The sequence below is a fragment of the Paenibacillus pabuli genome (assembly GCF_039831995.1).
Lineage (GTDB): Bacteria > Bacillota > Bacilli > Paenibacillales > Paenibacillaceae > Paenibacillus > Paenibacillus pabuli_C.
Genome location: NZ_JBDOIO010000003.1, coordinates 2,959,289 through 2,984,725, shown reverse-complemented (window position 1 = coordinate 2,984,725; position 25,437 = coordinate 2,959,289). Strand labels below are relative to the sequence as shown.

Sequence of the window (25,437 nt, the reverse complement as noted above, 5' to 3'; positions counted from 1 at the left end):
CGCGTAGCAAGCAACAGAAGAGATAAAGGAGGCGGGAGACATGACGGACGTCCATGAAGAAATGAGAGAAACGATCCGGCAGCAGCTTGCACTGATTGAACAGGAGGAACAGATTCGCATTATCTATGCATGCGAGTCGGGCAGCCGGGCCTGGGGGTTTCCTTCGCAGGATAGTGATTATGATGTACGTTTTCTGTACGTGAGGCCGCTGGATTGGTACTTGTCGATTGAAGATAAACGGGATGTGATTGAACGTCCGATCAGTGACCAGCTTGACATCAACGGCTGGGATCTGCAAAAGGCGCTGAAGTTATTTCGAAAATCCAATCCACCGCTGCTGGAGTGGCTGCAATCGCCCATTCGCTATGATGAAAAGTATAGTGTTACTGAGTACATTCGTGCGTGGTCTCCGCTTACGTTCTCGCCCAAGTCCTGCATGTACCATTATCTGAATATGGCCAAAGGGAACTTTCGGGATTACTTACAGGGTGAGCAGGTGAAAATCAAAAAGTACTTCTATGTGCTGCGTCCACTGCTCGCCTGCAGCTGGATTGAACGTTATGACGCCATGCCGCCTATGGAGTTTGATCAGTTGGTTGAAGAACTCGTTCCTGCCAATACGCCACTGTATGTGGAGATTCAAGAGCTTTTGAGAAGGAAGAGAGCTGGAGAGGAACTGGATCTGGAGCCGAAGCTGCCAGCCATTCATTCCTATTTGGCAGAGAAAATCGAGCATTACGAACATGTGGCTGCGGGCATGACGAACGAACAGGTTGTTGATTACGAAGAACTGAATCGAATTTTTCGATTTGCGCTGGATGAGGCATGGGCGGATGAAGAGTAGGAGCATAGGAAGAAGGAGGAGTAAGCAATGCATCTGATATTAAAAGCAAGCGGAGAGGGTGCAGGCATTGTATCACATCTGCTCTCGAAGAATCCCAATAATGTGTATGACCGGACCGACAAAGGTGTGCGCGTAAGAATGGTATATACGACAGCTACGGAAAGCGAAACCGAAGTGTTGATGCACGCCGAACCTGATCCCGTTGATCTGGTTAGAGGCACACCGGATGGTTACGATATTAAGCAGTATATTAATGACCGTGAATTTGTGACCAGCAGCTTGTTCTGCTCTTACATACGTTCGGCGCTGGGAACCGCGCTTAATGGCAAACCGAAGGAAGCTTATGCGCAGTGGGTGGGGCATCCGTTCGATATGGAGCTCTCATTCGGACCGGTAGCATCGGATCTCCCTGACCCAGCCATTGAGGAGTTGTTCTCGCCACTTGGTTACGCTGTAACCCTGGAGCGAGACGAGCTGACTTATACGTTTGATCTGAAAAAGAAAAGCACCGTCCGCCGCATCATTCTTCGCGGTCAGGTCACTGTGCAGAGTGCTTTGTGTCAGTTATTTCTGCTCATTCCCGTGCTTGATAACTATAAACATTATTTCATCAGCGAGGATGAAATCGATAAAATCAAGCGTTACGGCGAAGGTTGGCTGGATAGTCATCCACTGAAGGAAATGATTATCAAACGTACGCTGCGGTTCGCCGAATTGATTCGGCAGTATGAGCGTCAGGAGGGGGCTCTGTCTACACCTGCGGAAGCGGTGAATGCTGAGGACGATAACGTAAGTACAGAAGGAAAAGGCGATGGGATTGACGATCTTTCTCTGCAGGAGGAACCACCCGTCAGGTTAAACGAACTTCGCTATCGGGCGATCACAGATGTGGTCGCAGGTCTTCCGCTCAAGCGCCGCATTGTGGATATGGGTGCCGGTGAAGGCAAGTTATCCGCGAGGCTGGCCTATATTCCAGGGGTGGAGTCCATCTTGGCTGTGGAGCCTTCGGGACAGTCCCGGTTGCGGGCCATGGAACGATTCGCCAAGCTGGAAGGACGAAGTGGAATTGTGGCCATGCCGGAGCCGATTATTGGCTCACTGTTTTATTTTGATGAGCAATTGCAAAATCAGGACGTCATGATCCTGTGTGAGGTCATCGAACACATTGAAGCTTACCGTCTGAACAGCATCATGGATACGATTATGAACGAATACCAGCCGGAAGTTCTGCTCGTGACCACTCCGAACAAGGAATACAACGAAGTATATGCCATGGAACAGGAGAGCTTCCGCCATCACGATCATCGTTTCGAATGGACCAGGGCGGAACTGGCGGCCCAGTGCGAGACGTGGACGAAGCAGGGAGAGTACACCTTTGAACTCAAGGGAATAGGGGAGCATGCAGAAGGCTTTGGTCATCCGACACAGCTGGTGATTTTTAGGAAGGAAAGGAGAGATCAACATGAGGGATAAGCCGAGTAGGGCAGAGGAAACGGACACAGGCAGGATGCATCATGATGAGATGGCTGGAAGGGATCACAAAAGACGCCGTGAAATACGTCTGCCTCATGCAGGAATTGTCGTGCTTGTTGGTCCGTCCAATAGTGGCAAAAGCACATTGCTGGATCGTCTCGTGGCCGAAGGAGTCATCAAGCGAACAGAAGCCGTCTCATCGGATCAGTTCCGCATGCTGGTCGGAGATGACGAATATGTAGACTGGAAAAATCGCCCGCGAAGCGAAGCGGATGTGATCTATGCCGAATACCAGCAGGTATCGGCCAAGGCTTTTGAAGCCATGGAAGCGATGCTGGCGACACGCTGCAGGTTGAACAAGCTGACTTGGGTCGATGCGACCCATCTGTATACGGAAGATCGTCAACGTCTTATTCATCTCGCCAGAAAATCCCATGTACCTGTCATTGCGATCGTACTCGATGTTCCGGAAAAGGAACTGCTCGAGCGAGATGCTCAGCGTGATTTTCCACGTGGCCGTCAGCGGGTGAAGCAGCAGGTGCAGCAGTTCAAACGAACGCTGCGCGCCATCCGTGAAGATGGCTTCGATGCCAATTATGTGCTGAAGCAGCCGGATGAACTCGCATTTGTCCGCACGGCCAATCCGCTGATAATCGACATGGGCGCAGGAATTGATATCATTGGCGATATTCACGGCTGTTATGATGAAATGATGGAGTTAATCCTTCGTTTGGGGTATGTGAAAGAGGAAGAAAGCGGGTTATACCGCCACCCTGAGGGACGAAAGCTGGTTTCGGTAGGGGATGTATCCAGCCGCGGACCTGCATCGCTTCCATGTTTAATGTTCTGGCAGCAGCACTGTGCCGCAGGGTTAGCCTATATGGTTGACAGCAACCATGGGTGGAAAATCGCCCGTTATTTGGACGGTCGGGACGTTACGCTTAGTCATGGAGATGAGTTTGTTGAGCAGGAGCTGAGCGACCTGGAACGGGAACATGGCACAGAGACAGCGCAGCGAATACGCACAGATCTACGAGAGTTTCTGCTGAATGCCCCTTCCCATCTGGTATTCTGTCGGAACGGGGTACGCCAGGTGGTTGTGGCACACGCGGGTATTCGGGATCATTTTATCGGAAAACAATCCAAACGCATTCAGGATTACTGCCGCTATGGTGATGTGGATGGAACAGATGAGCATGGACGGCCGGTTCGGAAGGACTGGTACGTGGATCACGCTTCAGGCGAATGTATTGTCTGGGGGCATGACCCCCGTCCATATCCTACAATCGTCAATGATACGGTCAATATCGATCAAGGCGTTGTATTCGGGGGCCTGCTGACGGCCTGGCGCATGCCGGAACGGGAGTCCGTCAGCGTCGCGGCATTGCAGGATTATGCAGGGGATCCGGATAGCCCGCTCAAGCGTTGGGAACAGCGCCGGTTTGCACCGCCAAACCTTCGAAAATTTAAGGAAGGATTTACGGTGCAAACCGGATCCAAACTGAACGTATCCATCCAGGGTGAGGTGGCCCGTACAGCCATTGATACCTTTTCCCACTTTACTGTACCGCTCGAGGAATTGGTCTATATCCCGCCTACGATGAGTCCGCCACCAGTGGCCTCTTCGGTTGAAGGTTATCTGGAGCATCCACGTGACGCATTCCAATATTACCGCTCACAGGGCGTTACGCGCATGGTAGCAGAGAAGAAGCATATGGGAAGCCGGGCCATTCTGCTCCTCTTCCGCGACCAAGAAGCTGCGAAGCAGCGAGTGGGACGACCGATGCTGGGGAACATCGTGACCCGGACAGGACGATCTTTTTTTGACCCCACAACAGAACAGAAAGTACTGACCAGATTGCATGCAGATCTGACCACACACGGTTATTTTGAACGCCATCAGACGGAGTTTGTATTGCTGGATGCCGAGATTGTCCCCTGGAACCTGAAGGCTCGGGAACTGATTGCTTCGCAATATGCGCATGTGGCAGAGGCTTCGCTCATGGATCGCGGAACGGTGCTGGACAAACTGCGGGAAGCGAAAGCCGCCGGACGAGATGTGAGTGAGTGGTTGCAGGAAACCGAAGTCAAACTGGCGAATGCGACTACATTCCGTGACGTATTTCAGAACTACTGTTGGGATGTGAAGGAACTCGGGGATATCCGTATAGCTCCGTTCCACACCCTGGCTCACAGCACGGGAACGTTCTGGGATCAGACACATGAATGGCATATGGAGCAGAACCGCGAGTTCACCCGGATGTCCAGCTTCATGATGGAGACGGAATATCGGGTGATTACGAGTGAGGCGGATGAAGCGGAGGTTATTCGCTGGTGGGATGAGATGACGGCAGCAGGACATGAAGGCATTGTTATCAAGCCAGAAATATTCCGCACGTGGAACGGAAACAAAATGATCCAGCCTGCGATTAAAGTACGAGGGCGTGCATATTTGCACATCATCTATGGGATGGATTACCTGGCACCTGAGAATTTGTCCCGGCTCAGCAAACGTAAAACATCCAAAAAGGAACGCCATGCCCTGATGGAAAGTGCTCTGGGAATGGAGGGAGTTGAGCGTTTTGTCCGCAGGGAGCCTGTGGAGCGGGTTCATGAATGTGTGCTTGCAACACTGTCCCTGGAGTCCGAAAAGGTTGATCCGAGATTGTAATTGGCCTTGTGAAACAACGGAATATCCCTTTTTGGTTGTCATAAGAAGGCAGGCTTGGACGAGATCCAGGCCTGTTTTTCTTTTGATTTGTAAAAACTTTACATTTAAGATCATTCGAATTAGGAGTCTTAATTTCAATATAAACGAACCAAAGCCCTATATCCTTCCCCTGCCATCTGGGTAATAATGTTATATATAGCAAGTAGTCATTGGAATCTCATAACGTAACGATAGGAGGTAACCTGTATGGCGTCCATGATTCTGCTGGTAAAACAGACGGAAGACGATGAAAAGGTTATTTATCGATTCGGACCCAATGAGCGGAAGATGGGACTGATTGAAATGAACAAGATCAAGGAAAGTGTGAAGGAACTGGAACCTGTTCAGGTCGAAGGGGTAAACCCCAGCTTTTTCTTCAATCGGGCGGCACAGCGTCTGGTCCGATGTTTGTTCAGGGAAGGCGGCAAGTTTCCGGAACGGACGACGTTTGAATCCTAGTTTTTCTTTTTGGCTGTGCAAGTAGGGGTTACTCGCACAGATCGCATATGTCTTAACCAAAAAAAGTCCAAGCTCATCCGACTTGCGGAGCGCATGGACTTTTTTAGTTTCATCAAAACGTTTTGGCAAAAGAAATGAGTGCCGTAATGGTAATAATGTTCAAGAGTGTCGAGATCAGTACCGTTTGGGCGGCAAAGTCGGGTTCGTTATCATATTCCTCGGCCAGAATGGACGCATTTACCCCAGTAGGCATACCGGAAGCGATAATAAGTGCCTGTGCGGCAACCCCCTCCAGACCAAGAAGCAGTACAATGGAGATTCCGATGGCCGGGCCAATCAGGAGACGCAGAAATGTGCTAATATACACATCAAGACGGTACAGACGGATCGGATATTTGACAATCTGTGCTCCGAGGGTCAGCAGCGCAACGGCAACCATACTTTGCTGTGCATATGTCAGCGGCATGGAGAGGAACGTAGGCAGCGGCACCTTCCACATGTGGAACAGAATTCCCAGTAAGAGCGCATAGGGAACCGGCATTTTGAGGAATCCGATAATGACCGCACGGTAGTTACCTTTCAGCTTCGCACCCTGGATGGATAATACCCCATACGTGAAGGTCAGCAACGACTGTAAGGACATAACCAAAGCTTGGATGGAAGAGGCCAGCGGGTCTCCGCGAAATACGAGTGCATTAATCGGCAGACCATAGTTGCCTGCGTTGTCCAGCATGACACTATTGTTGAAGGCAGCCTTCATGCCTTTGTTCAATCGAAGTGTACGTGCAAATACGGATCCCACGATGTACAGAATAATTACATATATGGCATAGAAGAGAGTGACAGTCCCGAGCAGTTCACCCGACATATCGGAATGATACATGCTCATAAAGACGGCTGCGGGGGTAATACAATAGAAATTGATTTTGGCGAGGGTGTACAAGTCCAGCTTGAACACCTTTTGCATCCAGGACCCGACTCCGATCAGGAGAAAGACGGGCAGGACGACTTCAAGCATGATGTCTGCTATCATCAGTTCAGCTTCCTTTTTCATGAAAATTTCAGTCCGATTTCGAAAACACTTCAATCATTATATCATTTTATACACCAAGGAGGTCATGTGAATATGATTCCAGATCATCTGGATGTTGGATTATCGATTCTGTTTATCGGATTCAATCCCAGCATTACATCAGGCGAAACCGGCCATCATTATGCCTACAAAGGTAACCGTTTCTGGCGCATTCTTGAACGTTCGGGCCTAACCCCTCGATTGTATCATCCGGAAGAAGATGGAGAGCTGCTCAAGCTAGGGTATGGATTTACCAACATTGTAGCCCGGCCTACGAGAGGCGTGGAAGATATAACACGTGAAGAATATGCGGAGGGACGTCAGATTCTTCGGCAAAAGCTGGAACAGTACCGACCGGACATCGCCTGTTTTGTCGGGAAAGGGGTATACACCCAGTACAGCAAGCGTACCAAAGTGGAATGGGGATTTCAGGACGATCCGGTTGTCCCGGAAATTCAGGAATTCGTTGCACCTTCTTCGAGCGGACTGGTGCGCATGTCGATGGATGAGATTGTTGCTATTTACTCACAGCTTAGTGATTTTATTGCGCAGAAACGTTGAGGCTGACTATAGTGGATTCGCCCAACCGGCTTTGAACCGGACTTGAGCGAATTCTTTTTTTGAAGAAAGTGAGAAGTTTTGGAAAGTACTTCCGTCTATATAGTACAGAACCATGCATGGAAGCTGTAGAGAAGGGGGATTACATGACTCAACATATGCAGGAGGAGGAGCTCATCGAGCGTATTATTGCGGGGGATAAACAACTGTTCGCCTTGCTCGTGGATCGATATAAAAATAAAGTCTACGGCATTCTACGCGGAATGGGCGCGAGTCATCCGGATGCGCAGGATCTTGCACAGGACACGTTTATTCGGATCTATCGCTATCTCCCGTCCCGAAGGGTAGGAAGCAGTTTTTCTTCATGGGTATATACCATCGCTGTGAATCGGATGCGGGATTTTATACGGCAAAAGAAACCGGTGATGACGGCAGATGAACCGGTCATGGAGCGAGCCAGTGAAGAATCGCCGGAAAGGCATGTACTGCACAAGGAGATGCAGCGGGAAATATACCGCCAGATGGAACAGCTGCCGGAATCATACCGGCTTGTGCTGCTGCTGAAATATACCAATGAGCTGAGCTATGAAGAAATTTCAGATATTACCGGCATGAGTGCAGCGCAGGTCCGAAACGCAATGTACCGCGGGAAAAAGATGCTCAAGAAACAGATGGAGCGCAAAGGAGGGTTAGCCACATATGAAGCCTATTCCAAATGATGAGGACCGGTTATGGGAACAGCATTTATTCCGTGAGGAGCCTGAATCCGATTTTACGCTTCAGGTGATGAAAAAACTGGATGGTGTCTCCATGGAACGTGAAGCAGAAGTGAATTTTTCCGTGAAAAATGCTCCCAGAACCCATTGGATGCGCCGTACGGGAATCGCTGCAGCGGCTGTTGTAATTCTTGCAGGGGGAGCCTGGTTTGCTTGGGATTATAAAGTAGGACCTGAGCAACCGGCGGTGAATGCCGTGAATAATCCTCCTTTACCCAATATTACCGTACCGGAGGAGCTGAAGTACTCCTATCTCGCCGATGATTACAAACGTCTCAAGCCGCTTGGTCTTGTGGTTAATCCAAATATTCATATCGAGGATCAGGGTTACACGCTTAAAATCGAGGATGTACTAGTGGACCGTTCGCAGATCGTGATTACTACGCAACAAACCACGCCTGATGGGTTGAATTTAACTGCATTAACTCCTGAAATGGGAAGAATCCATATTACGGATGATCAAGGACGACAGGTTGCCAGTCTCGCTAGAGATACCCGATCAAGTAATTCTACAGTTGAACGATTTGCATTTCAGCTGCACGATGATATCCCCGACGAGGTGGTTGTACGTGGGGAGCTGGGGCATTTGAATATAGGAAGCTATTATAATTTCGAGACAAAATCGTACGAAGACAAAGAGGTCACGGTGGATTGGAGCTTCCAGTTCAACATTGATATGACCCAAGCCAAATCACTGGCTGTCGAAGCTCCTATGAATAACACATATACGACACCAGAAGGTTTGAAATTGGATATGACGCAGCTTGTACGAACGCCAAGCGGAACCCGGCTTGATATGAATGTAAGTCTAGACGATCAGTTGCTTGATAAAGTCGGAGAGGATTGGGCGGATTATGTGAACATTATGTATCATCTGGAAATTCCTCAAACCAATGAATATCGTATATTTAATGGGATTAGATCAGATACCCGCCAAGCCAAGTTTCGGCTCCGTGATCAAAGTGGCTTGAGGGATGGTGGGCCGTTAAAGTTGTCAGAGACATGGGATCCTGCGTTTGTAACAGTAGATGCCAAGGACATTCATTTTGTCCTGGACGGTTACACTATCCCCGTGAAAGAAGAGAAGTCAGTAGAAGTAGATCTGGACAAAAGGCGTAAGGACACCAATTTTTACACTTTTGTTGAATTTGAACAGCTGGGAGATCGAATATTATTTTACGATTATAATTACAAACCCCTGTTGGAATCCTATAACTCGCCGAATGGTGATGGGAAGGAAGGTTCGTCACTAGTTCTCGAGGGAACTGGAACTTTTCGTAATGCATTTAATGGGGATCGCTGGGTGGCCATAGATACAGAGGGGAAAGAGTATCCTGTTGAAGTGATCGGTTATCCAGATGAGCCAAATAATAACGGAGAATACGTTGCAGATAGTTTAAAATTGATCATACGAAATTTTTACAAAGAGAACGGTACGAAATTCACATTGAAACGTGTGGTAGTTGATCAAGAGTATCGTAATGTGAACTGGGCAGTGGATCTCCCTTCATTTAAAAGTCTACCTTGGCAAAAATAACATGGATTAGATGAGTCTTATAAACACGAAAGCCCCGCATTTAATGCGGGGCTATTTCCATATGTGCACGGGCCTTACTTAAAAAGTAGCACAGCGTATATCAAGCTAAGCGGAGTCCCGCGGAATAAGGGAAGTGGCGAGCATGACGGTCTCTTTCGGTGTCCCGGGGCGTTCAATTCGTCTCTGCAACGCTTCAATGGCACGCTGTCCAAGCTCTTCCTTGCACAGGTTGACTGTTGTCAAAGGTGGGGAGGATGCTGCGGCGGAGTGGACGTTATCAATGCCAATCACGAGGCAGTCTTGGGGTGTGGAGATTCCGATCTCCTGCAGTTTGTTCATCCATTGCAAGGCAATATCATCATTCACCCCGATCCAGGCATCGGGTCGTTCATGCTCCGGCATGTTTTGGATTTCGGCAGCAAGCTGGTCAACCCACTCTCCTTGCTCATAAGGAACATTCCATTCCCGGAATGTGGCAGCGTGACCCTGGCCTGTATGAAAATGATTCAATGCCAGTTCCATGCCGATCTTGCGCTGGGCGAAACTGGCCGCACGGCCATCGTCGGTGATTAACCCGATCCTGCGGGATTGCAGGGATAGTAGATATCGCACAACAGTGATACCTGCCTCCAGATTATCATGACTGATCGTATCACAGTTCAGGAGTGGTTCTTGATGATCCACCAGAACGATGGGACGGCCTGTCTGAGCCAACCGCTGTAGAACGGCATGAGGAAAGGCTCCCATGACAATGATGCCAGCACATCTTTCCCAGTCCAGATGGGGAGCGATTGCCCGTTCCGGTGGGGTATGTTCGTCCCCGGTACCAAGCGAAGGGGACACAATGGCGTGATGCCAGCCCCGTTCATTACAGCCCGAGATCATGCCGGACAGCACCCGCTGCCAGTAGTGAGGCTCCCCGCGGTTTAGCTGATTCATGCAAATGAGCGCAAAGGGCGGTTCCGAATGGTCTGCAACAGCGGGGGCACCGTGACTTCCGGGCGTATTTTGGCGGTATCCCAGAGCTCTGGCGAGTTCCAGCACACGGGCGCGGGTCGACTCGCTGACTCCTGTCTTGCCACTGAGTGCACGGGAAACGGCATATTTTGATAATCCAAGCTGGTCAGCCAGCGTCTGAATGGATACTTTGCGGGACATGTTCATGACTCCTTTATATGTAAACGAATATAAATGTTGAGATGCATTCGTGGCAATTATGAATTGACGACATCACCCAGGCACAGTACACTACATTTAATATCGTTATTATATATTATGATAACAAAAATAACAATAACAAAACCTACGAAAAGAATACATCAGCTCTGGGAGAGAAAAAGATTCACTAGATCCAAACACCCAACCACACTTCATGTCGAAGGAGACTACATCCATGGAACAGTTCAGATTACCGAAGATTCCCATGCCGCATCTGGAGTTGCCGCAGGCAGTGCAAGATATTCTGGTCGAGGCAGACAAGAAGCTGCAGCACAGACCAAGATTGCTCGCACAGTTCCGCAACTGCTTTCCGAGTACGTTGGAAACGACGACCAAACTGCTTGATGATGGGACAACGTTTGTCATTACAGGAGATATCCCAGCCATGTGGCTGCGCGATTCCGTGGAGCAAGTCATGCATTATGTGCCGCTCGCGAAGGAAGATGTGGCATTGCAGCGGATCATCGGCGGACTGATCAAGCGGCATATGTTCTACGCTGACATTGATGTGTATGCCAATGCATTCAACGAAACGGCCAATGGCTGGCACTGGGATGCCAATGATGAGACAGAGATGTCGCCATGGGTATGGGAACGAAAATTTGAACTGGATTCCCTTTGCTTCTCCATGAAGCTGGCCTACGCGTACTGGCGTGAGACGGAATTGACCGATATTTTCGATGAACGCTTCAAAAGGGTGATGGAGAGTGTGGTCCATCTCTGGCAAACGGAGCAGCACCATGCAGAGCAATCGCCCTATCGGTTTATGCGCCGCAATTGTCCCGCTCATGATACGATGCGCAATGCAGGACTCGGAATGCCAGTGAACTATACCGGAATGATCTGGTCCGGTTTCCGTCCGAGCGATGATGCCTGTGATTTTCATTACAATATCCCTGCGAATATGTTCGCTGCGGTGACCCTGCGCCAGATGGGGGAGATCGCCAAATGGGTATTCCGGGACGAACAATTGGTTAGCGAAATGGCAAGGCTTGAAGAAGAGATTCGTCATGGAATCTCTCTATATGGCATATACAATCATCCGGTCTATGGACGAATCTATGCCTACGAAACAGACGGATACGGCAATTATTGCCTGATGGATGATGCGGGTACGCCAGGACTGATGTCCATTCCATATTTGGAATATGCACCTGTTGAGGATACCGTGTATCAGAATACGCGCAGGTTTATTCTAAGTCAGGAGAATCCGTTCTATTATGAAGGACGAGCAGCCAAAGGGATCGGAAGCCCGCATACCCCGCCGGGATACATCTGGCATATGGCACTATCCATGCAGGGACTGACCGCGGACAATGACGAGGAAATGCTGGAGATGATTGAACGGTTGGAAATGACGGATGCAGGGACCGGGTTCATGCATGAAGGCTTTCATGCGGATGATCCCGATACATTTACAAGACCGTGGTTTGCCTGGTCCAACAGTCTGTTCTCACAGCTCGTGTACAAAGCCATGCAAAAAGGAATTCTATAGAGGGATATAATCATGTAAAAACGAGTTTCATTTTATAAAATGCAGCAAAATACGAACCAACCAAGCCCAACCTGCATAGATTCGCGGGTTGGGCTTGGCTAGTTCTGAAGTTAAGGAAGAAGCCATCTCTACGTTGCTTGCATCAGATCAGCAATGAGCACTTTCTGTCCGGTGCGGGCACTTTCGAGGGAAGCGAGCACCATCGCCATGCTAAACTGGTTGTCACTGCAATCCGTTTCGGGCAATTGCCCGGATTCCAGTGCAGTGAACATGTCTTCAAGACAGCCGTGATGTCCGCTTTTCTCCATGACAGGCAGCTGACCCTCGATTCGCTCTGAAGGCTGGAAGAAGGAAGGCTTACCGCTTGCATCCAGGTGCTTTGCAGCCACGACATCTGCATAAATGTCATCATGTCCATCCCAGATGGCCGTGCCTTTTTCCCCGGTTACACGCCATGATGCTTCCCACGAGGTTGGGGCGCCTTCTGCGCACCAGGACCCGCGGTAGTTGAATACGGAGCCGTCAGACATTTCGAAGATACATAGCGCCATCGCATTACCTGTGTACCAGGAGCCTGGAGGGTTGAATTCGTGACAATAGACCGATACCGGATTGGCTCCAAGAATAAGTCTGGCCTGATCAAACGTATGAATCGCCATGTCCAGCAGCAGCGGACTGTCCATCATATCCCGGAAACCGCCAAAGTGGGGTCCGAGAAAGAAGTCTGCGCCAGCATAACCGACCTTACCAATGGTGCCTCCGGCAATGAGCTTCTGAAAGGCACGAATCCGCGGGTCGAATCGGCGGTTCTGCATCACAGCCTGGATGTTGCCTGTTTTGCGTGCAGTTTGGACAATATCTTTACATTCAGCGAAAGATTCTGCCAGTGGTTTTTCACCAAACACATGGCAGCCTTGCTGCAGTGCTGTCATGGCAATGCCGTAATGACTTGCGGGAATCGTGACATCGAATACAATATTGGCTCCCGTAGCGGTAATGGCCTCAGTAATATCCGTGAAAATGGGACACGATAGGCCGTGCCTTGCCGACAGCGCCATAGCATTTTGTTCTTGCAAATCGACAAGCCCCACGATCTCCGTGTCATGTCTTTGCATAGCGTAATCTACCCAGGTGTTGGCCATGGCCCCACAGCCTGCGACAAGCACCCGATGTTGCTGACTCACTCGATCATCTCCTTATTCCGGATTGGGCACAAAATCCCCGCCGCGGCATTGTTTCAGATAGCGCAGGGCATGTACTTGCCCTGTCATTTCCAATTCGTCTTTGTATACCGGATCATGCCAGCCTTCAATGTCGATCGTTCCCTGGTATCCGTTTTGCCGCAGGATGGTGATGATGTCGGACCAGTTGGTATCCCCGAAGCCGGGCGTACGATGCCAGACATATTCATGCGGACCATGAACCCCGTATTCCTTGACGATATCCCAGGCAATGGTTGCATCTTTGCCATGCACGTGGAACACTTTGTTCGCCCATTTGCGAAGCTGGGGAATCGGGTCGATGAGGCTGGACATCTGATGGCAAGGCTCCCATTCAAGCCCAATGTTTTCTTCCGGAACAGCATTAAACATCATTTCCCAAGCCGTCGGATTATGAGCGATATTCCAGTCGCCCGTCTGCCAAGTTCCACCCATATCACAGTTTTCAAAAGCAATCCGAACTCCCCGGTCTGCCGCCCGGCGTGCCAGTTCGCCGAATACCTCCTTGAACCGCGGAATGGACTCGTCAATGGGCTGATTCGTCAGTCGTCCCGTGAACCCGGAGACAATGTCTGCTCCGAACAGATGGGCATGATCAATAACCCGTTCCCAGCTTGCTAATGTGTCTGCGTTGTTCCCGGCTCCCGTGAGCGGGTTGCCAAAAACACTGAGTGCAGAGATTTTGATATCCTGTTCGTCAACTAGTTCACGCACGCGTTTGGCTGTTTCGGCAAGGTCCAGTTCACCGGTGGTTTGCCAAAAGGTCAGATTGAACGACTCGAAACCGTGTTTCATGATCTGAGGGATGACGCGGACAGCGTCCGCTCCACCCACAAGGGTACCGATGCGTAATTGATTTTTCATGGTTGTATTTCACTCCAATATTGGCTTATAGTACTTCGTGACACACTCATTATAGCCGCGCATCTGCTGCATGGCTCTATACAATCTTGTGCAATATTAGTCTGATTTTGTGAGGGAGGGGAAGAGGCCGTGCTGGATCTGAAAGCGCTTCACGAAAATACCCGAATTGATCATAAATCACATCCGTTTCAACTGTTTCAGAATCGTTGTTCAGGTATGAAAACGGAGGAGTGTATCATGTATTTGCACTGGCATGAACACTTTGAGCTCATTGCCATGCGCAAGGGCCACGCCGTATTTCATATCGACAGCAGGCCTTATACGGCCGGGCCGGGCGAGGTGCTCGTTATTCCGGGAGGCACGCTTCATGTGGGTTATGCCCTGGAAGAGGGGGATGTGGAGTATGATTCGGTTGTCGTGAATGCCGCCTTATTCCACGACTTTACGCATGATCCGCTGCACCTGCAGTATGTGGCTCCTTATTTGGAGGGACGGATTCGCTTTCCGGTGAAGCCGGCGGATCAGGACAGAATCTGTCTGGATTACTATTCGCTCATCCATGACGCGATTGAAGAGATGGTTGCGCAGCCACCTGCCTACCAGCTCGTGGCGAAGTCCAAACTGCACGCCTTGTTTACCATGCTGGCTCGTACGTTTATGCCCCAGCAGCTGCCGGAAAAAACAACAGGCTCGTATTTTCCGAACCGCGAGCGGTTCAAACAATTGATTGAGCAGATTGAAGCCAATGCGGCGGAGAAAATATCCGTGACCGAAGCTGCCAGTCAGGTAGGGCTCAATACATATCATTTTTGCAAAATGTTCAAAAAACTGACGGGACGTACCTTCGTTGAATATGTGAACGGCTGTCGGATGACCGAAGCCGAACACCTGCTGCGAAGCAGCAATCTGACCATTACCGAGATTGCAGCCAGGGTGGGGTGCGACAATGCCAATTATTTTACGAAATTGTATAAGCAATACAAGGGAATGACTCCTTCCGAAGGACGGATGAAGAAGGAGAGTGGGGGCCTGCACTAAACAACCTTGCAGGTACGAGAAAACCCGGACACCTGCCATCTCTGGCAATGATCCGGGTTTAATTATTCATATGCTGAAGCGGGGGAGCTATCCAGCCCTGCCTTTTTATTTCATAAATCTGGCAAACAGGCGATTGGCTTTCTTGGAAAGGTCGTCCATCTTGAGGTTAGCCTGATCCAGCTGATTATAGCCCCATTTGATCGTTTGCAGCATACGCGGGGAAATGGGCGTGCCTTTGATTCTTGGATAAATGTTGTGATAGGCCCAGACGAGGTGTTCCCACCGATTGTCATTGCCTTCCTTAATGTACTCGGATACATCCAGAACCTTTGCGCGTCCGTTCTGGAGAAGTACATTTTTGAGGTGGATATCCCGTGGGTTGAGGCCTCGGCTGCGTACAGCTGACCGTGCTTCGTCCACATCGATCATCACCTGTTCGGGAACAGGGATTCCTTTTTCCAGACACTCCAGCAGCGTATCTCCCGGTTCAAAACTGATGACCAGAATATTTCGGCCACAGCCATAATAGGTGGGGAAATAGGGTAATCCACGGAGCTGTTCATAGACCCGCTTTTCATTTTCCAGTTTCTCCAGCGCATGATCCGAATACACTTTGAAGGCATACTGGGGCAAGCCGTCGTACGTAAAAACAGCCGCATCCGTACCTGTTCCGATACAATGTATTCCTTCTGCATGGCCGATGATGTTCACCAGCTCATTTCGGTCGCTGCCAATGACCTGGATCTGTTGCAAAGCCATTTCCGCCTGGAACCAATCCGGTCGATTCATGGGTGGTGCCTCCTTTTAGGATATGCCTGTACATGATTTTCCATATAAGATGAATCGATTAGGTTACACAAGTCTACTCCGCGTTCAGAACAATCTTCCAATCGCTGTTATCCCCAGATTTCTTCTATCCCTTTCAATAAGGGGAAATCCGGTGATAAATGCGAACGCTCCGCTTTTCCAGATTTATTCTGCCCTCTTCGTAATCGTGTAAATTTTTAATGCATCTTATATAACTGCAACATCCTGTCCTCTATTTACTATATTATGCGTTTTGCTTCGCCATTTCATCTTTTGGTGATGATACTATATAAACGTTACGCTTCGAATCGGAAACGGTTGCGTTCAGTACAAAATAGCAGGACAGCTTGCAGCATTTTTATCCTATCCTTTATACTGTGAGCATCAAGGGATCTTGTACAGATCCGGTATACAGAAAGGCAGAACAGCTTATGGCACAATACCCGCAGTGGTCGTATTCGCAGTCGCGGGCAAGCATGTTCGATGAGTGCCTGCGCAAATATTATTATCATTATTATGGAGCCCATAACGGCTGGAAAACAGAATCGGCGGATGAGATGCAGGTCCGTCTGTATCGATTAAAACAGCTCAGCAATCTATATCTCGTCTTTGGTGACCTCGCACACCGGATGTGTGAGTCAGCGGTCCGCAGCAGGGAGGAAGGCAAAGACAAGCCGCGTGAGTCTTTTTTGGAACAAACGATGCGGAAGCTGCTTAATCAGGCCTATGTGGAATCGATGGATCAGGATCAGTGGCGTCTGGACCCGAAGAACCGGGTGATGTTATCCGAGATCTATTACGGAGATGACACGCTGAATGACCGAATTGCGACCATCAAGGAGCGAGCTTCGGCATGTGTAAGCCATATGTATCAGACACTTACCTGGGAAGACCTGTCCCGGGCAAGTACGGATATTTTGGAAATTGAGAAATGGGACACCATGATTCTGCATGATACGCGCGTATATGTGAAGATGGACTTGTTGTATCGCCGCAGCAATGGCAACATTGTGATTGTGGACTGGAAGACGGGCAAGGAGGATGACTTCACGGATCAGCTGATGCTGTACGCCGCGTATGTGAGGGACCATTACCGGGTGCCGCTGGAGCAGATTGAGCTGCGAGTAGAATACCTGTTGACCGGGACACATCGCGAGTTTACGCCGACGGAAGAGGAGCTGCAGAAGGTCGAAGACAATGTGGGAAGATACATCGAGGAGATGCGTTCCTGCGTGGCAGATGAGTATTACAATCGTCCGAAGGACATGTCGTACTTTACTCCGATGCCTTCACGTCGTGCGTGCAGGGATTGTAACTTTCGTGAGGTGTGCAGCGAGCGGGCCGTTTGAACCGTTGGAATATCTCATAATCCAGAACTTATAACCTAACAGAACCTATTTCATGGAAAATAAACCGAGAAGCGCCAGTCCGGACTACATATGCCCGGACTGGCGCTTCTGTTCGTTCCACAGGCCAGAAAGACAAGGCGCCGGGTGGGAACGATCATCTACAGATTACTGGACAGCGGCGGGATGCTCCAGCGCCTGTCCTGCAGGAACATAAGCATGCCCGAGATCCCGGGCCACCGCCTCATACGTGATATGTCCATTCAGCACGTTGACCGCGCTGCGAATGGCTGCACTGCCGCGAATCGCGGAGGCTGCACCATGGTTGGCCAGCTGCAGCGCATAAGGCATGGTGGCGTTGGTCAGCGCCACCGTGGACGTGCGCGGCACCGCGCCAGGCATGTTCGCTACCGCGTAATGCACGACACCATGTTTCACATAAGTCGGTTCATCGTGGGTCGTGATATGATCAATGGTCTCGACAATTCCGCCCTGATCAATCGCGACATCCACAATGACCGAACCCGGTGCCATGGTCATTACCATCTGCTCGCTGACAAGTTTGGGCGCCTTGGCGCCAGGAATCAGCACCGCACAGATCAGCAGATCAGCTGCTGCGACCGCTGCCGCAATGTTGGATGCGCTGGATACCAGGGTATGGATCTGATTGCCGAATATGTCATCCAGCTGGCGCAGACGATTCAGATTCAGGTCGAGGATGGTCACGTCCGCTCCGAGACCAATCGCAATCTTGGCTGCATTGGTACCGACCGTACCTCCGCCGATGATGGCCACCCTGCCACGACTGACGCCAGGCACGCCGGATAATAGAATGCCTTTGCCACCTTCGGTTTTCTCCAGCAGTTGTGCCCCGATCTGAGCCGACATCCGTCCGGCAACCTCACTCATTGGAGTCAGCAAGGGGAGGGTACCGTTAACCTCCAGGGTCTCATACGCAATGGCAGTCACCCGGCTTTCGAGGAGGGCTTTGGCCAATGCGGGTTCTGCAGCCAGGTGCAGATAGGTGAAGAGAATCAGTCCGGGACGAAAATAGATATACTCACTCGCCAGAGGTTCTTTGACCTTGATAATCATGTCAGCCTCCGACCAAACGGATGGGGCCTGAGCCTGAATTACTGCTCCGGCGGCCTCATACTCGCTGTCAGTGAATCCGCTGCCCAATCCTGCGCCCTGTTCAATCACCACTTGATGCCCTGCTTTGACAAAATCAGCCGTTCCGGCAGGGGTTATGGCTACACGGTTTTCATTGTTTTTGATTTCTTTTGGGATACCGATTCTCATGCCCATGCACCTCGTCCATTTATTGGTTGTCAACTTATACTACAAGTTTATGACCTGACTATCCGTTTTGCACCTTACTTTATGTCTATGTTTCGAGAGATTCAATCAACATAATGTCGAAAAGGACTGTTCAGGACATTTGTCCATGAATTATAATGTAAGAAAAAATAACACTACGAGGGATCGATATTGAGAAATGATCGCGTGTTTACAATAAAGGATCTTTTGGCACGTCCTGTTTTTTCCAGAGCACGTCTGGTTGCAGGAAGTGAGGGAACATCCCGTCAGGTCGGATGGGTTCATGTATTGGAGATTACGAATGTATCTCCGTATGTCAGCCCCCATGATCTTATATTATCCACAGGGCTGTGGCTTCAATCGGAAGAGGGGCGTGAAGAATATCTGCTCCAACTGATTCACAGTGAAGCGGCGGGATTGTGTGTGGAGTTTGGCACCAGCATTCATGGCATCCCCGAACAATTGATTGAACTGGCGGACAGACATCAGTTTCCGCTCATCGTATTTGAACAGCCAGTAAGGTTCGTTGAGATTACGCAGGATATCCATGCTCTGCTCATTAATCATCAGCACCAGCTGCTGAAGAGTCTGGAGACATACTCCCGTCAGCTTCAGCAGCGGACATTGCAGAGCACCGACATGTCTGCTGTACTGGATCTGCTTCATGAATATGCGGCCAAACCGGTTGTCTACATTTCTTCCATGGAGCCAGGCAGCTTCGTGCCGGGTCTTCCCCCGGAGATGGAACAGGCAATCTATACCTGGTATGAACAGGAAGTGGAGCATTTGGATCTGAATGATTCGGATACCGAATTATGGTTTCGCATCGACGAAGAGCATATGCTGCTGTGTCATCCGGTGGTCTGCTTTGGTCAGGTATTCTCTGCTGTAGGCATGGTTGTGCATCCCTCTGCGCCAGTGGAGTATCTCAAATTGCTGCTTGATTATACGGCGAAGGCAGCAGCCGCACTGACGCTTCGTTCCCAATTTCTCGAAGAGAAGATGGTACGCAATCAGAATGAATTAATTCAGGATCTGATGAATGGTCACATCCATCAGGAAGAACAGGCACAGACCCGGATGGGACTCCGATTGCTGGTGAAGGGACAGTACTGGTTTGCAGGAGGGGTGATTGAGATTGAGCATCAGCTGAAGGGGACGGGACGGGAACGGATGGAGGCGAACCATCAGGATATTCTGGTTTTGCTTAGATCCTTGCTGAAGAAAAACAATCTGCCGAGCCTGATCATGCTGAAAAATAATCAGGTCTACCTGTGCTGTGCCAAGGAAGAGAGTGCTGCATCCTCCTCCGATAAGCTGGTTAGATCTCTTGAAAGTATTATTGGAGATGTAAAACGCTTCGCAGGTCGCAACCTGAAGCAGGTTGCGATTCATGCCGGGTTTGGCAAAATTCGCAACCGCTTGACCGGCATGCCGGACAGTCTGCAAGAAGCGTATCAGGTTATCGAAGTTTCACGTTCAGTGAAGCGGATGGAACATATCTACTTTTACGAACGTATGGGTATATATCAAATGTTGAAGGCACTGCCTCAATCCTTCCTTCAGCCCTTCGTGGAAGACCACCTTGGTGTGCTGATTGAATATGATCGGACACACCATCTGCAGCTTGTGGATACGCTTGAAGCCTACTTGAAAAATTTTGGTTCCAAGCGTGACGCTGCTGCCCAATTATTCATACATCGACAGACTTTGTACAATCGATTGGAGAAGCTGGAAGAACTGATGGGATCCGGTTTTATGGACCAGGGAAGAAGAATATGCCTGGAGATTGCGCTGCTTGCTCACGCGATGATGGAGGATGAACAGGCTCATCATTCTTGATGATGGGGAGCATCAGCGTGTGGTTTAGTAGTTTTTGCCGATATGGCGGGATGGACGGAGCTGTGGCAAGATCGAATGACCAGACATGGAACGCCTGCCGCGAAAGAGTTTGGGATGACCCGTGGAGGGAGCAAGTGATAATGATGTGGGGGCCGCCAATCGGTACGGAGATGACGCTAGATCCGCCCTGACCTCTGTCTCAAGCTCATGGGAATGCAATCCGTTTTCCTTGAACCATTCAGCAAGTCTTTCCTGTTGGATTCCGAGTTGTCCGCTCAGATTACAGATATCGAGTTCTTTTCTCACACAAATCCGCCTTTCCTGGAATCTTTATGGTTTTTGGAAGGTAAGCAAAAAGGTTGAGAGCGGTGAATGCTTATGTACTTCAGCATCTGGTATAGGCAAATGCGACTAGATTGGTGTGCTCGATAGGCGGAACGGTTGATGATGTTCAAGCCAGTAGAGAGATTCTAAAATGAAGTGCATGTATCCCGTGTTAAACGTTTGCAAGATGCTGCTCGGGTATTATCAATAATTTGGCTTTCTTCAAGATTTTATCATTTCATATGTCAGTGCGCGTCTCATTATAGTCTCAATTTTGCTAAGAAATGGCGTATAGTAAAAGTACCAGTATCTAGTACGGAGGACACAAATGGGAAACAGTAGTGAGGTACAAAGCGATAGACACTATGATCATGGCAAACGTTTCGTAGGACGAGTCAAGGAATTAAAGATCCTGGATCACTGGTTTGACCATCCGGAAGCTCCTTTGACCATTTTTTCGGTGACGGGAATGGGAGGAATCGGGAAATCCTCCCTCCTCTCGGAGATGTTGTCTGTATCCCGTGAGCGAGGGGCTACGGCCATATGGATGGATGGAAGATCCTGTGGTTCAACCCCCTCGGTCTTTCTGGAGTATCTGTCCTCGACATTGGGATTGGAAACGATGGGGAGTGAGGGCCATTTCCGGCCACTTAGCCGTCTGAATGAAACGTCGGTACACAAGAGACTGGTGATCGCCGTGGATAACTATGAAGAACTTGCTCTGCTGGAAAGTTGGTTTATAGAAGTTTTTGTCAATAAACTCTCCTCCAGCGGGGTGCTGATCATTTTGGCCTCGCGATCTGAACCGGCAACGGCATGGCGAACGCACCCTCGCTTGAGGCAGCATCTGGTGCAGATGCCGCTACAGCATTTTACGAATGAAGAAGTGTCGGAATACATTGCCGGTGCAGGACTCGTGAATATCAGCATGGCAGGCACGTTTGCACGCATGACGGACGGGCATCCGTTCGGACTTGCCCTTGCGGTAGAAGCCGCTGATCATCGACGAAACGTGCCTCTTGCTGAGTGGGCCGAGCTATCTTACATGATCAGTGCACGCTTATTGCTCGAATTGACGCTTCCGAGGCTGCATCCCATGATCGAGGTGCTCACACTGCTCGAAACAGCCAATCAGGAATTGTTATCCTCGGTCCTGCAAACGGAAGTAACGCTGGACGAATACCTGGCACTGAAGCGAATGTCGTTCATCCGCTCCGATCCGGATGGCCTGGCGCTGCATGACCTGGCCAGAGTGCACCTGCTTCGGGACTTTCGTCAGCGTGAACCGCAGCGTTTGCAAGCAATGCGAGTACGTATTGCGGGCTTATTAGTGCCCCTGCATGCACAGGCCGGACCACATGAGCAGCGGCAGATTGCTCGAAGAATGCTCCTGCTCTGTCAGGAATCCATGCTTCAGCATCGGAAATATGCGGATGTATCCACCGAGGCCCTGTTTTCACCGCTGGAGGTGATGCGGGAAGGAGACCTGCCCTTACTGCACAGATTATTGGAGGAATGGTGCGAATACAGTGTGGAGCCATGGCAGGCGGACCCTTACCGCCCCTTTTTGAATGAGCTGGCACAGCGTTATCCTGAAGGGATTGTGTTAATGCGTGACCGGAACGGGGAGCCTATTGCCATGTTTATTACGGTACTTGTCCACCGGGAGAGCAGTGAAATGCTCTTAAGGTATTTCCCGGCGGAAATGGAGGAATGCTTTAGCACGCAGGAACTGGAGTGCGATCCGGATCAGACGGATACTCATTTTGCCGTACTGGCTGCTGCCCGTGACGACGTACCAGGATACAGACGCGAAGAGCTCGTGGGCTACATGTCACTGGACAGGCTATCCCTTCTGGGTGATGGAGCAAGAGTCATGCTGGTGGCGACCAATCCGAATCTGAAGCTGTTTTTGCAGAGCATCGGTTTTCGGATGAGAAGAACACGTACTCGGATCTGTGACCGATATGGTGATCAAGCCGATGTCATGGACCTGGATTTGCGTAATGGCCTATTTGGGGAGTGGGTCATGTCGTTGCTGAATCCCGAGAAACAAGGGAGCCGGTTGCCGTATGAAGCGACGACGAGTGAAGAGACGAACCGGATTCCGTGGTCTGAGTCGGATTTGCGAAAAATGCTGGCGCATTTGCACTCCCCGGGAGAACTTCATACGTATGCTGAGCGGGTGAGCGGTGTAAAAGACGGCATACAGCTGCAGATGCATGTGCTGGATCTTCTGGAGGGTCGTGCTCATGGAATTTCCCAGCAGGATCAGATGCTCCTCTATGCAGCCTACTGGACTCATGAGGGCAATCCAACGGCAGCAGCCCAGGCCCGCTCGATGAGCCGCGCCACGTTTTACCGTCATTTGCGAACTGCACTGATTCGGCTGGCGCGCGTGTTATAACCGGATACGGATAATTAAATACGGAAGAGGCTGGTCATAGACCAAGCCTCTTCATTCGGTTATAGAGCGTCGCTCTGGAGATGCCAAGCTGCCTTGCAAGTGTGCGCTTATTTCCACCTGCCGAGTTCAGACACTGACGAAGGAGATTCGCTTCATATGAATCCAGCCTTTCCTGATAGGACAGAGGGGAGACTTCGAAGGACTCGCTCTTGTTCCCTTTTGGAATGATATCCGGGAATTCACGGGTTGAAGCCAGCGTGGGTTGTTCCGGTATGATGTGCAGGGCTGCGTTCTCATCCGGTATGGAAGAGTGGGGCTGCATGAATGAGGTAAGGGATTCCGGCAGATCATCCGGCTTGACTTCACCGTCCGTTGTAAGAATGGTAATTCGTTCAATGACATTGCGCAGCTCCCGTACGTTTCCCGGCCAATCGTAGCTGAACAGCAGCTTGAATACTTCGGGAGGGACGAGTTCGATGTGACGGTTATAGAGCAGCGAGAACTCCTGAAGGAACGTTTGAGTCAGTTCATATATATCTTCCTTGCGCACGCGTAGGGGTGGGATGTTGAGACTAATAACATTCAGGCGATAGTAGAGATCTTCCCGAAACTGATTCTTGGCAATCATGCCAAGCAGATTCTGATTGGTTGCCGCGATAATCCGGCAATTTGCCTGTTTCATGCGGGTTCCGCCAACTGGAAAGTAGCTTTTCTCCTGCAGGACACGCAGCAGCTTAACCTGCAATTCCAGAGGCATTTCGCCGATCTCATCCAAAAAAAGCGTACCGCCTTCGGCAAGTTCGATTTTCCCCTTTTTCCCTTTGGGATCAGCTCCGGAGAATGCCCCTTTTTCATACCCGAATAACTCACTTTCGAACAATGAAGCAGGTATGGCACCGCAGTTAATGGCGATAAAGGGCGCGGATGGCGACTCGCGCAGGTCATGAATGGCTTTGGCAAACAATTCCTTGCCTGTTCCACTTTCACCAAGGATGAGGACTGTAGCTGAAGTAGTGCTGATTTTGCGTATAGTTACGAGACACTGTTTGAGGACCGGGCTGCTGCCTTTGATTCTCGCGAACGGATCGGAATCCGGACGTAGTCGCGCCACGGCCTTCTCCAGGTGCTGGACTTTGGAGGTCATATGCAGCAGTTCCTGATGCAGACGGATTTCAGTCGTTATATCGACTTCGGCAGCTACCGCACCCACGATGCGACCATCAAGTATCACTGGACGTGCATTAATGAGAGCAAACAGCTCCGGACGGGGCTGGTGTTGTTTACGGTAGACCGTGTCGCCCGTGTACAACGTTTTGAGCGATTGAAGCCGATCAGGCGGAAAGAAGTCTGCTGCCGGCTGTCCGATAATGTCTTCTTTGTTAATGGAGAAAACACGCTCCGCATCCGTTGTCCAGTAAGCCACCTTGGCTTCTTCGTTAATCAGGGTAAGTGCTGTGCCTGCCGTTTCAATTGTGGTTTCAAAATAAGCCTCCATGAGACGGTAGGCTTGCAGCATGGATTGCAAAACATCGGTTACTTCAATATATCCAATAAGGGAGCCTTCATCCTGGATCAACAGGTGGGGGCTTTCGCTAAAATAGGGAATGGCTTCAGGCAGTGCAGTGGTCGAAGAAATAACAGGCATGTGCGCACTATCTTTTAGAATATTCAGGTCTGTCCGCAGAAGGGACATCACATCTGGAAGTACATGTTTCATCAATTTCACCTCGGGTTCGGGCATGACGATCAGAAACGACACTCGTGTGTCACTACTTGCAATGCGAATCGTTGTAGAGCAATAAAGTGATCAGAACGGAAAAGGATGGTTAGACCTATTATAGCGACCGAAATAAGTTGTGTATATATTTTTTGACATGAGGTGTAGGTGTTGTAGGGAAGGATTAATTGTATAGAAATATTTAGAAATTTTATGAACGAGTATACGCTTACATGTTGCTGTGATGCTTCTCTAATCAGCTGTTCCTAAGAGATTAAGCACTTAAAGTCATAGGGAGGTGAACTTAGATAACATCAAAGTGGTGTGCTTTAATTTTCGTTGACATCCAAGAGTGTCTCAATTGTTAGACATTTCAATTTGGGGATGCTTATTTTTTAGACATTGCAGCG

At 49.8% G+C, this 25,437-nt stretch carries 20 protein-coding genes; 12 read left to right on the top strand and 8 right to left on the bottom strand.

The features are described 5' to 3' along the window. Positions 1 to 40: 40 nt before the first annotated feature. The 4 genes from ABGV42_RS15655 to ABGV42_RS15640 all read left to right on the top strand — a co-directional run bounded on the left by ABGV42_RS15655 (position 41) and on the right by ABGV42_RS15640 (position 5,486). Positions 41 to 844 carry a nucleotidyltransferase domain-containing protein gene (locus tag ABGV42_RS15655; RefSeq protein ID WP_347382459.1) on the top strand — a complete coding sequence of 268 codons (804 nt, stop codon included), beginning with the start codon at positions 41 to 43 and terminating at the stop codon, positions 842 to 844. A 27-nt stretch (positions 845 to 871) separates the two neighbouring features. Continuing rightward, positions 872 to 2,317, top strand: coding sequence for a 3' terminal RNA ribose 2'-O-methyltransferase Hen1 (locus ABGV42_RS15650; protein WP_347382458.1), 1,446 nt, complete (start codon positions 872 to 874; stop codon positions 2,315 to 2,317). 49 nt (positions 2,318 to 2,366) lie between these two features. Further along, the gene (locus ABGV42_RS15645; RefSeq protein ID WP_347383259.1) at positions 2,367 to 4,988 is read left to right on the top strand and encodes a polynucleotide kinase-phosphatase; all 2,622 of its coding nucleotides are present in this window, start codon (positions 2,367 to 2,369) and stop codon (positions 4,986 to 4,988) included. A gap of 246 nt (positions 4,989 to 5,234) precedes the next feature. Then, on the top strand, positions 5,235 to 5,486 hold the full coding sequence (locus tag ABGV42_RS15640; protein ID WP_095288864.1) for a hypothetical protein: 252 nt from the start codon (positions 5,235 to 5,237) through the stop codon (positions 5,484 to 5,486). Positions 5,487 to 5,598: 112 nt separating this feature from the next. On the opposite strand, the gene ABGV42_RS15635 is transcribed toward ABGV42_RS15640, so the two are convergent. Then, on the bottom strand, positions 5,599 to 6,519 hold the full coding sequence (locus tag ABGV42_RS15635; protein WP_347382457.1) for an AEC family transporter: 921 nt from the start codon (positions 6,517 to 6,519) through the stop codon (positions 5,599 to 5,601). A gap of 93 nt (positions 6,520 to 6,612) precedes the next feature. On the opposite strand from ABGV42_RS15635, the gene ABGV42_RS15630 reads away from it, so the two are divergent. From ABGV42_RS15630 to ABGV42_RS15620, 3 genes are all read left to right on the top strand, one after another. Continuing rightward, the gene (locus ABGV42_RS15630) at positions 6,613 to 7,119 is read left to right on the top strand and encodes a mismatch-specific DNA-glycosylase (protein WP_347382456.1); all 507 of its coding nucleotides are present in this window, start codon (positions 6,613 to 6,615) and stop codon (positions 7,117 to 7,119) included. 143 nt (positions 7,120 to 7,262) lie between these two features. Then, entirely contained in the window at positions 7,263 to 7,835 is a 573-nt protein-coding gene (locus tag ABGV42_RS15625) for an RNA polymerase sigma factor (RefSeq protein WP_095288867.1), read from the top strand. Next, entirely contained in the window at positions 7,816 to 9,429 is a 1,614-nt protein-coding gene (locus ABGV42_RS15620) for a hypothetical protein (protein WP_347382455.1), read from the top strand. The genes ABGV42_RS15625 and ABGV42_RS15620 overlap by 20 nt, the downstream gene beginning before the upstream one ends. Positions 9,430 to 9,534: 105 nt before the next feature. Here the strand turns inward: ABGV42_RS15620 and ABGV42_RS15615 are convergent, their stop codons facing one another. Then, positions 9,535 to 10,587 (bottom strand): LacI family DNA-binding transcriptional regulator, encoded by a 1,053-nt coding sequence (locus ABGV42_RS15615; RefSeq protein ID WP_347382454.1) that lies wholly within the window; start codon positions 10,585 to 10,587, stop codon positions 9,535 to 9,537. A 235-nt stretch (positions 10,588 to 10,822) separates the two neighbouring features. On the opposite strand from ABGV42_RS15615, the gene ABGV42_RS15610 reads away from it, so the two are divergent. Beyond that, on the top strand, positions 10,823 to 12,142 hold the full coding sequence (locus tag ABGV42_RS15610; RefSeq protein WP_347382453.1) for a glycoside hydrolase family 125 protein: 1,320 nt from the start codon (positions 10,823 to 10,825) through the stop codon (positions 12,140 to 12,142). Between the two features lie 128 nt (positions 12,143 to 12,270). Here the strand turns inward: ABGV42_RS15610 and ABGV42_RS15605 are convergent, their stop codons facing one another. Together ABGV42_RS15605 and ABGV42_RS15600 are read right to left on the bottom strand one after the other, a co-directional pair. After that, positions 12,271 to 13,326, bottom strand: a complete 1,056-nt coding sequence (locus ABGV42_RS15605) for a Gfo/Idh/MocA family protein (RefSeq protein WP_347382452.1) — start codon at positions 13,324 to 13,326, stop codon at positions 12,271 to 12,273. A 12-nt stretch (positions 13,327 to 13,338) separates the two neighbouring features. Then, positions 13,339 to 14,226, bottom strand: coding sequence for a sugar phosphate isomerase/epimerase family protein (locus tag ABGV42_RS15600; RefSeq protein WP_347382451.1), 888 nt, complete (start codon positions 14,224 to 14,226; stop codon positions 13,339 to 13,341). Between the two features lie 129 nt (positions 14,227 to 14,355). Here ABGV42_RS15600 and ABGV42_RS15595 point away from each other — a divergent pair, with 129 nt between their 5' ends. Next, positions 14,356 to 15,264 (top strand): helix-turn-helix transcriptional regulator, encoded by a 909-nt coding sequence (locus tag ABGV42_RS15595; protein WP_347382450.1) that lies wholly within the window; start codon positions 14,356 to 14,358, stop codon positions 15,262 to 15,264. Positions 15,265 to 15,369: 105 nt separating this feature from the next. Here the strand turns inward: ABGV42_RS15595 and ABGV42_RS15590 are convergent, their stop codons facing one another. Further along, entirely contained in the window at positions 15,370 to 16,053 is a 684-nt protein-coding gene (locus tag ABGV42_RS15590) for a serine/threonine protein kinase (RefSeq protein WP_347382449.1), read from the bottom strand. A gap of 449 nt (positions 16,054 to 16,502) precedes the next feature. Here ABGV42_RS15590 and ABGV42_RS15585 point away from each other — a divergent pair, with 449 nt between their 5' ends. Further along, on the top strand, positions 16,503 to 17,420 hold the full coding sequence (locus tag ABGV42_RS15585) for a PD-(D/E)XK nuclease family protein (RefSeq protein ID WP_347382448.1): 918 nt from the start codon (positions 16,503 to 16,505) through the stop codon (positions 17,418 to 17,420). Positions 17,421 to 17,585: 165 nt separating this feature from the next. Here the strand turns inward: ABGV42_RS15585 and ald are convergent, their stop codons facing one another. Then, positions 17,586 to 18,719, bottom strand: coding sequence for an alanine dehydrogenase (gene ald, locus ABGV42_RS15580; RefSeq protein ID WP_347382447.1), 1,134 nt, complete (start codon positions 18,717 to 18,719; stop codon positions 17,586 to 17,588). Between the two features lie 189 nt (positions 18,720 to 18,908). On the opposite strand from ald, the gene ABGV42_RS15575 reads away from it, so the two are divergent. Continuing rightward, positions 18,909 to 20,579: a PucR family transcriptional regulator gene (locus tag ABGV42_RS15575; protein ID WP_347382446.1), complete on the top strand. Its 1,671-nt coding sequence runs from the start codon at positions 18,909 to 18,911 to the stop codon at positions 20,577 to 20,579. A gap of 24 nt (positions 20,580 to 20,603) precedes the next feature. On the opposite strand, the gene ABGV42_RS15570 is transcribed toward ABGV42_RS15575, so the two are convergent. Further along, complete coding sequence (locus ABGV42_RS15570; RefSeq protein ID WP_347382445.1) at positions 20,604 to 20,885, bottom strand: hypothetical protein; 282 nt, start codon at positions 20,883 to 20,885, stop codon at positions 20,604 to 20,606. 346 nt (positions 20,886 to 21,231) lie between these two features. Between ABGV42_RS15570 and ABGV42_RS15565 the strand changes: the two genes are divergently transcribed. Then, positions 21,232 to 23,310 carry a hypothetical protein gene (locus ABGV42_RS15565; protein WP_347382444.1) on the top strand — a complete coding sequence of 693 codons (2,079 nt, stop codon included), beginning with the start codon at positions 21,232 to 21,234 and terminating at the stop codon, positions 23,308 to 23,310. A gap of 34 nt (positions 23,311 to 23,344) precedes the next feature. Here the strand turns inward: ABGV42_RS15565 and ABGV42_RS15560 are convergent, their stop codons facing one another. Continuing rightward, positions 23,345 to 25,027, bottom strand: a complete 1,683-nt coding sequence (locus tag ABGV42_RS15560) for a sigma-54 interaction domain-containing protein (protein WP_347382443.1) — start codon at positions 25,025 to 25,027, stop codon at positions 23,345 to 23,347. Positions 25,028 to 25,437: the final 410 nt, after the last annotated feature.

Excerpts from the sequence above, each read along its gene's own strand:
- ABGV42_RS15625 (WP_095288867.1), top strand. The coding sequence starts at position 7,263 with ATGACTCAACATATGCAGGAGGAGGAGCTCATCGAGCGTATTATTGCG.
- ABGV42_RS15645 (WP_347383259.1), top strand. The coding sequence starts at position 2,367 with ATGGCTGGAAGGGATCACAAAAGACGCCGTGAAATACGTCTGCCTCAT.
- ABGV42_RS15650 (WP_347382458.1), top strand. The coding sequence starts at position 872 with ATGCATCTGATATTAAAAGCAAGCGGAGAGGGTGCAGGCATTGTATCA.
- ABGV42_RS15610 (WP_347382453.1), top strand. The coding sequence starts at position 10,823 with ATGGAACAGTTCAGATTACCGAAGATTCCCATGCCGCATCTGGAGTTG.
- ABGV42_RS15585 (WP_347382448.1), top strand. The coding sequence starts at position 16,503 with ATGGCACAATACCCGCAGTGGTCGTATTCGCAGTCGCGGGCAAGCATG.
- ABGV42_RS15590 (WP_347382449.1), bottom strand. The coding sequence starts at position 16,053 with ATGAATCGACCGGATTGGTTCCAGGCGGAAATGGCTTTGCAACAGATC.
- ABGV42_RS15635 (WP_347382457.1), bottom strand. The coding sequence starts at position 6,519 with ATGATAGCAGACATCATGCTTGAAGTCGTCCTGCCCGTCTTTCTCCTG.
- ABGV42_RS15630 (WP_347382456.1), top strand. The coding sequence starts at position 6,613 with ATGATTCCAGATCATCTGGATGTTGGATTATCGATTCTGTTTATCGGA.
- ABGV42_RS15565 (WP_347382444.1), top strand. The coding sequence starts at position 21,232 with ATGGGAAACAGTAGTGAGGTACAAAGCGATAGACACTATGATCATGGC.
- ald (WP_347382447.1), bottom strand. The coding sequence starts at position 18,719 with ATGAGAATCGGTATCCCAAAAGAAATCAAAAACAATGAAAACCGTGTA.
- ABGV42_RS15640 (WP_095288864.1), top strand. The coding sequence starts at position 5,235 with ATGGCGTCCATGATTCTGCTGGTAAAACAGACGGAAGACGATGAAAAG.
- ABGV42_RS15655 (WP_347382459.1), top strand. The coding sequence starts at position 41 with ATGACGGACGTCCATGAAGAAATGAGAGAAACGATCCGGCAGCAGCTT.
- ABGV42_RS15600 (WP_347382451.1), bottom strand. The coding sequence starts at position 14,226 with ATGAAAAATCAATTACGCATCGGTACCCTTGTGGGTGGAGCGGACGCT.
- ABGV42_RS15620 (WP_347382455.1), top strand. The coding sequence starts at position 7,816 with ATGAAGCCTATTCCAAATGATGAGGACCGGTTATGGGAACAGCATTTA.
- ABGV42_RS15560 (WP_347382443.1), bottom strand. The coding sequence starts at position 25,027 with ATGAAACATGTACTTCCAGATGTGATGTCCCTTCTGCGGACAGACCTG.
- ABGV42_RS15615 (WP_347382454.1), bottom strand. The coding sequence starts at position 10,587 with ATGTCCCGCAAAGTATCCATTCAGACGCTGGCTGACCAGCTTGGATTA.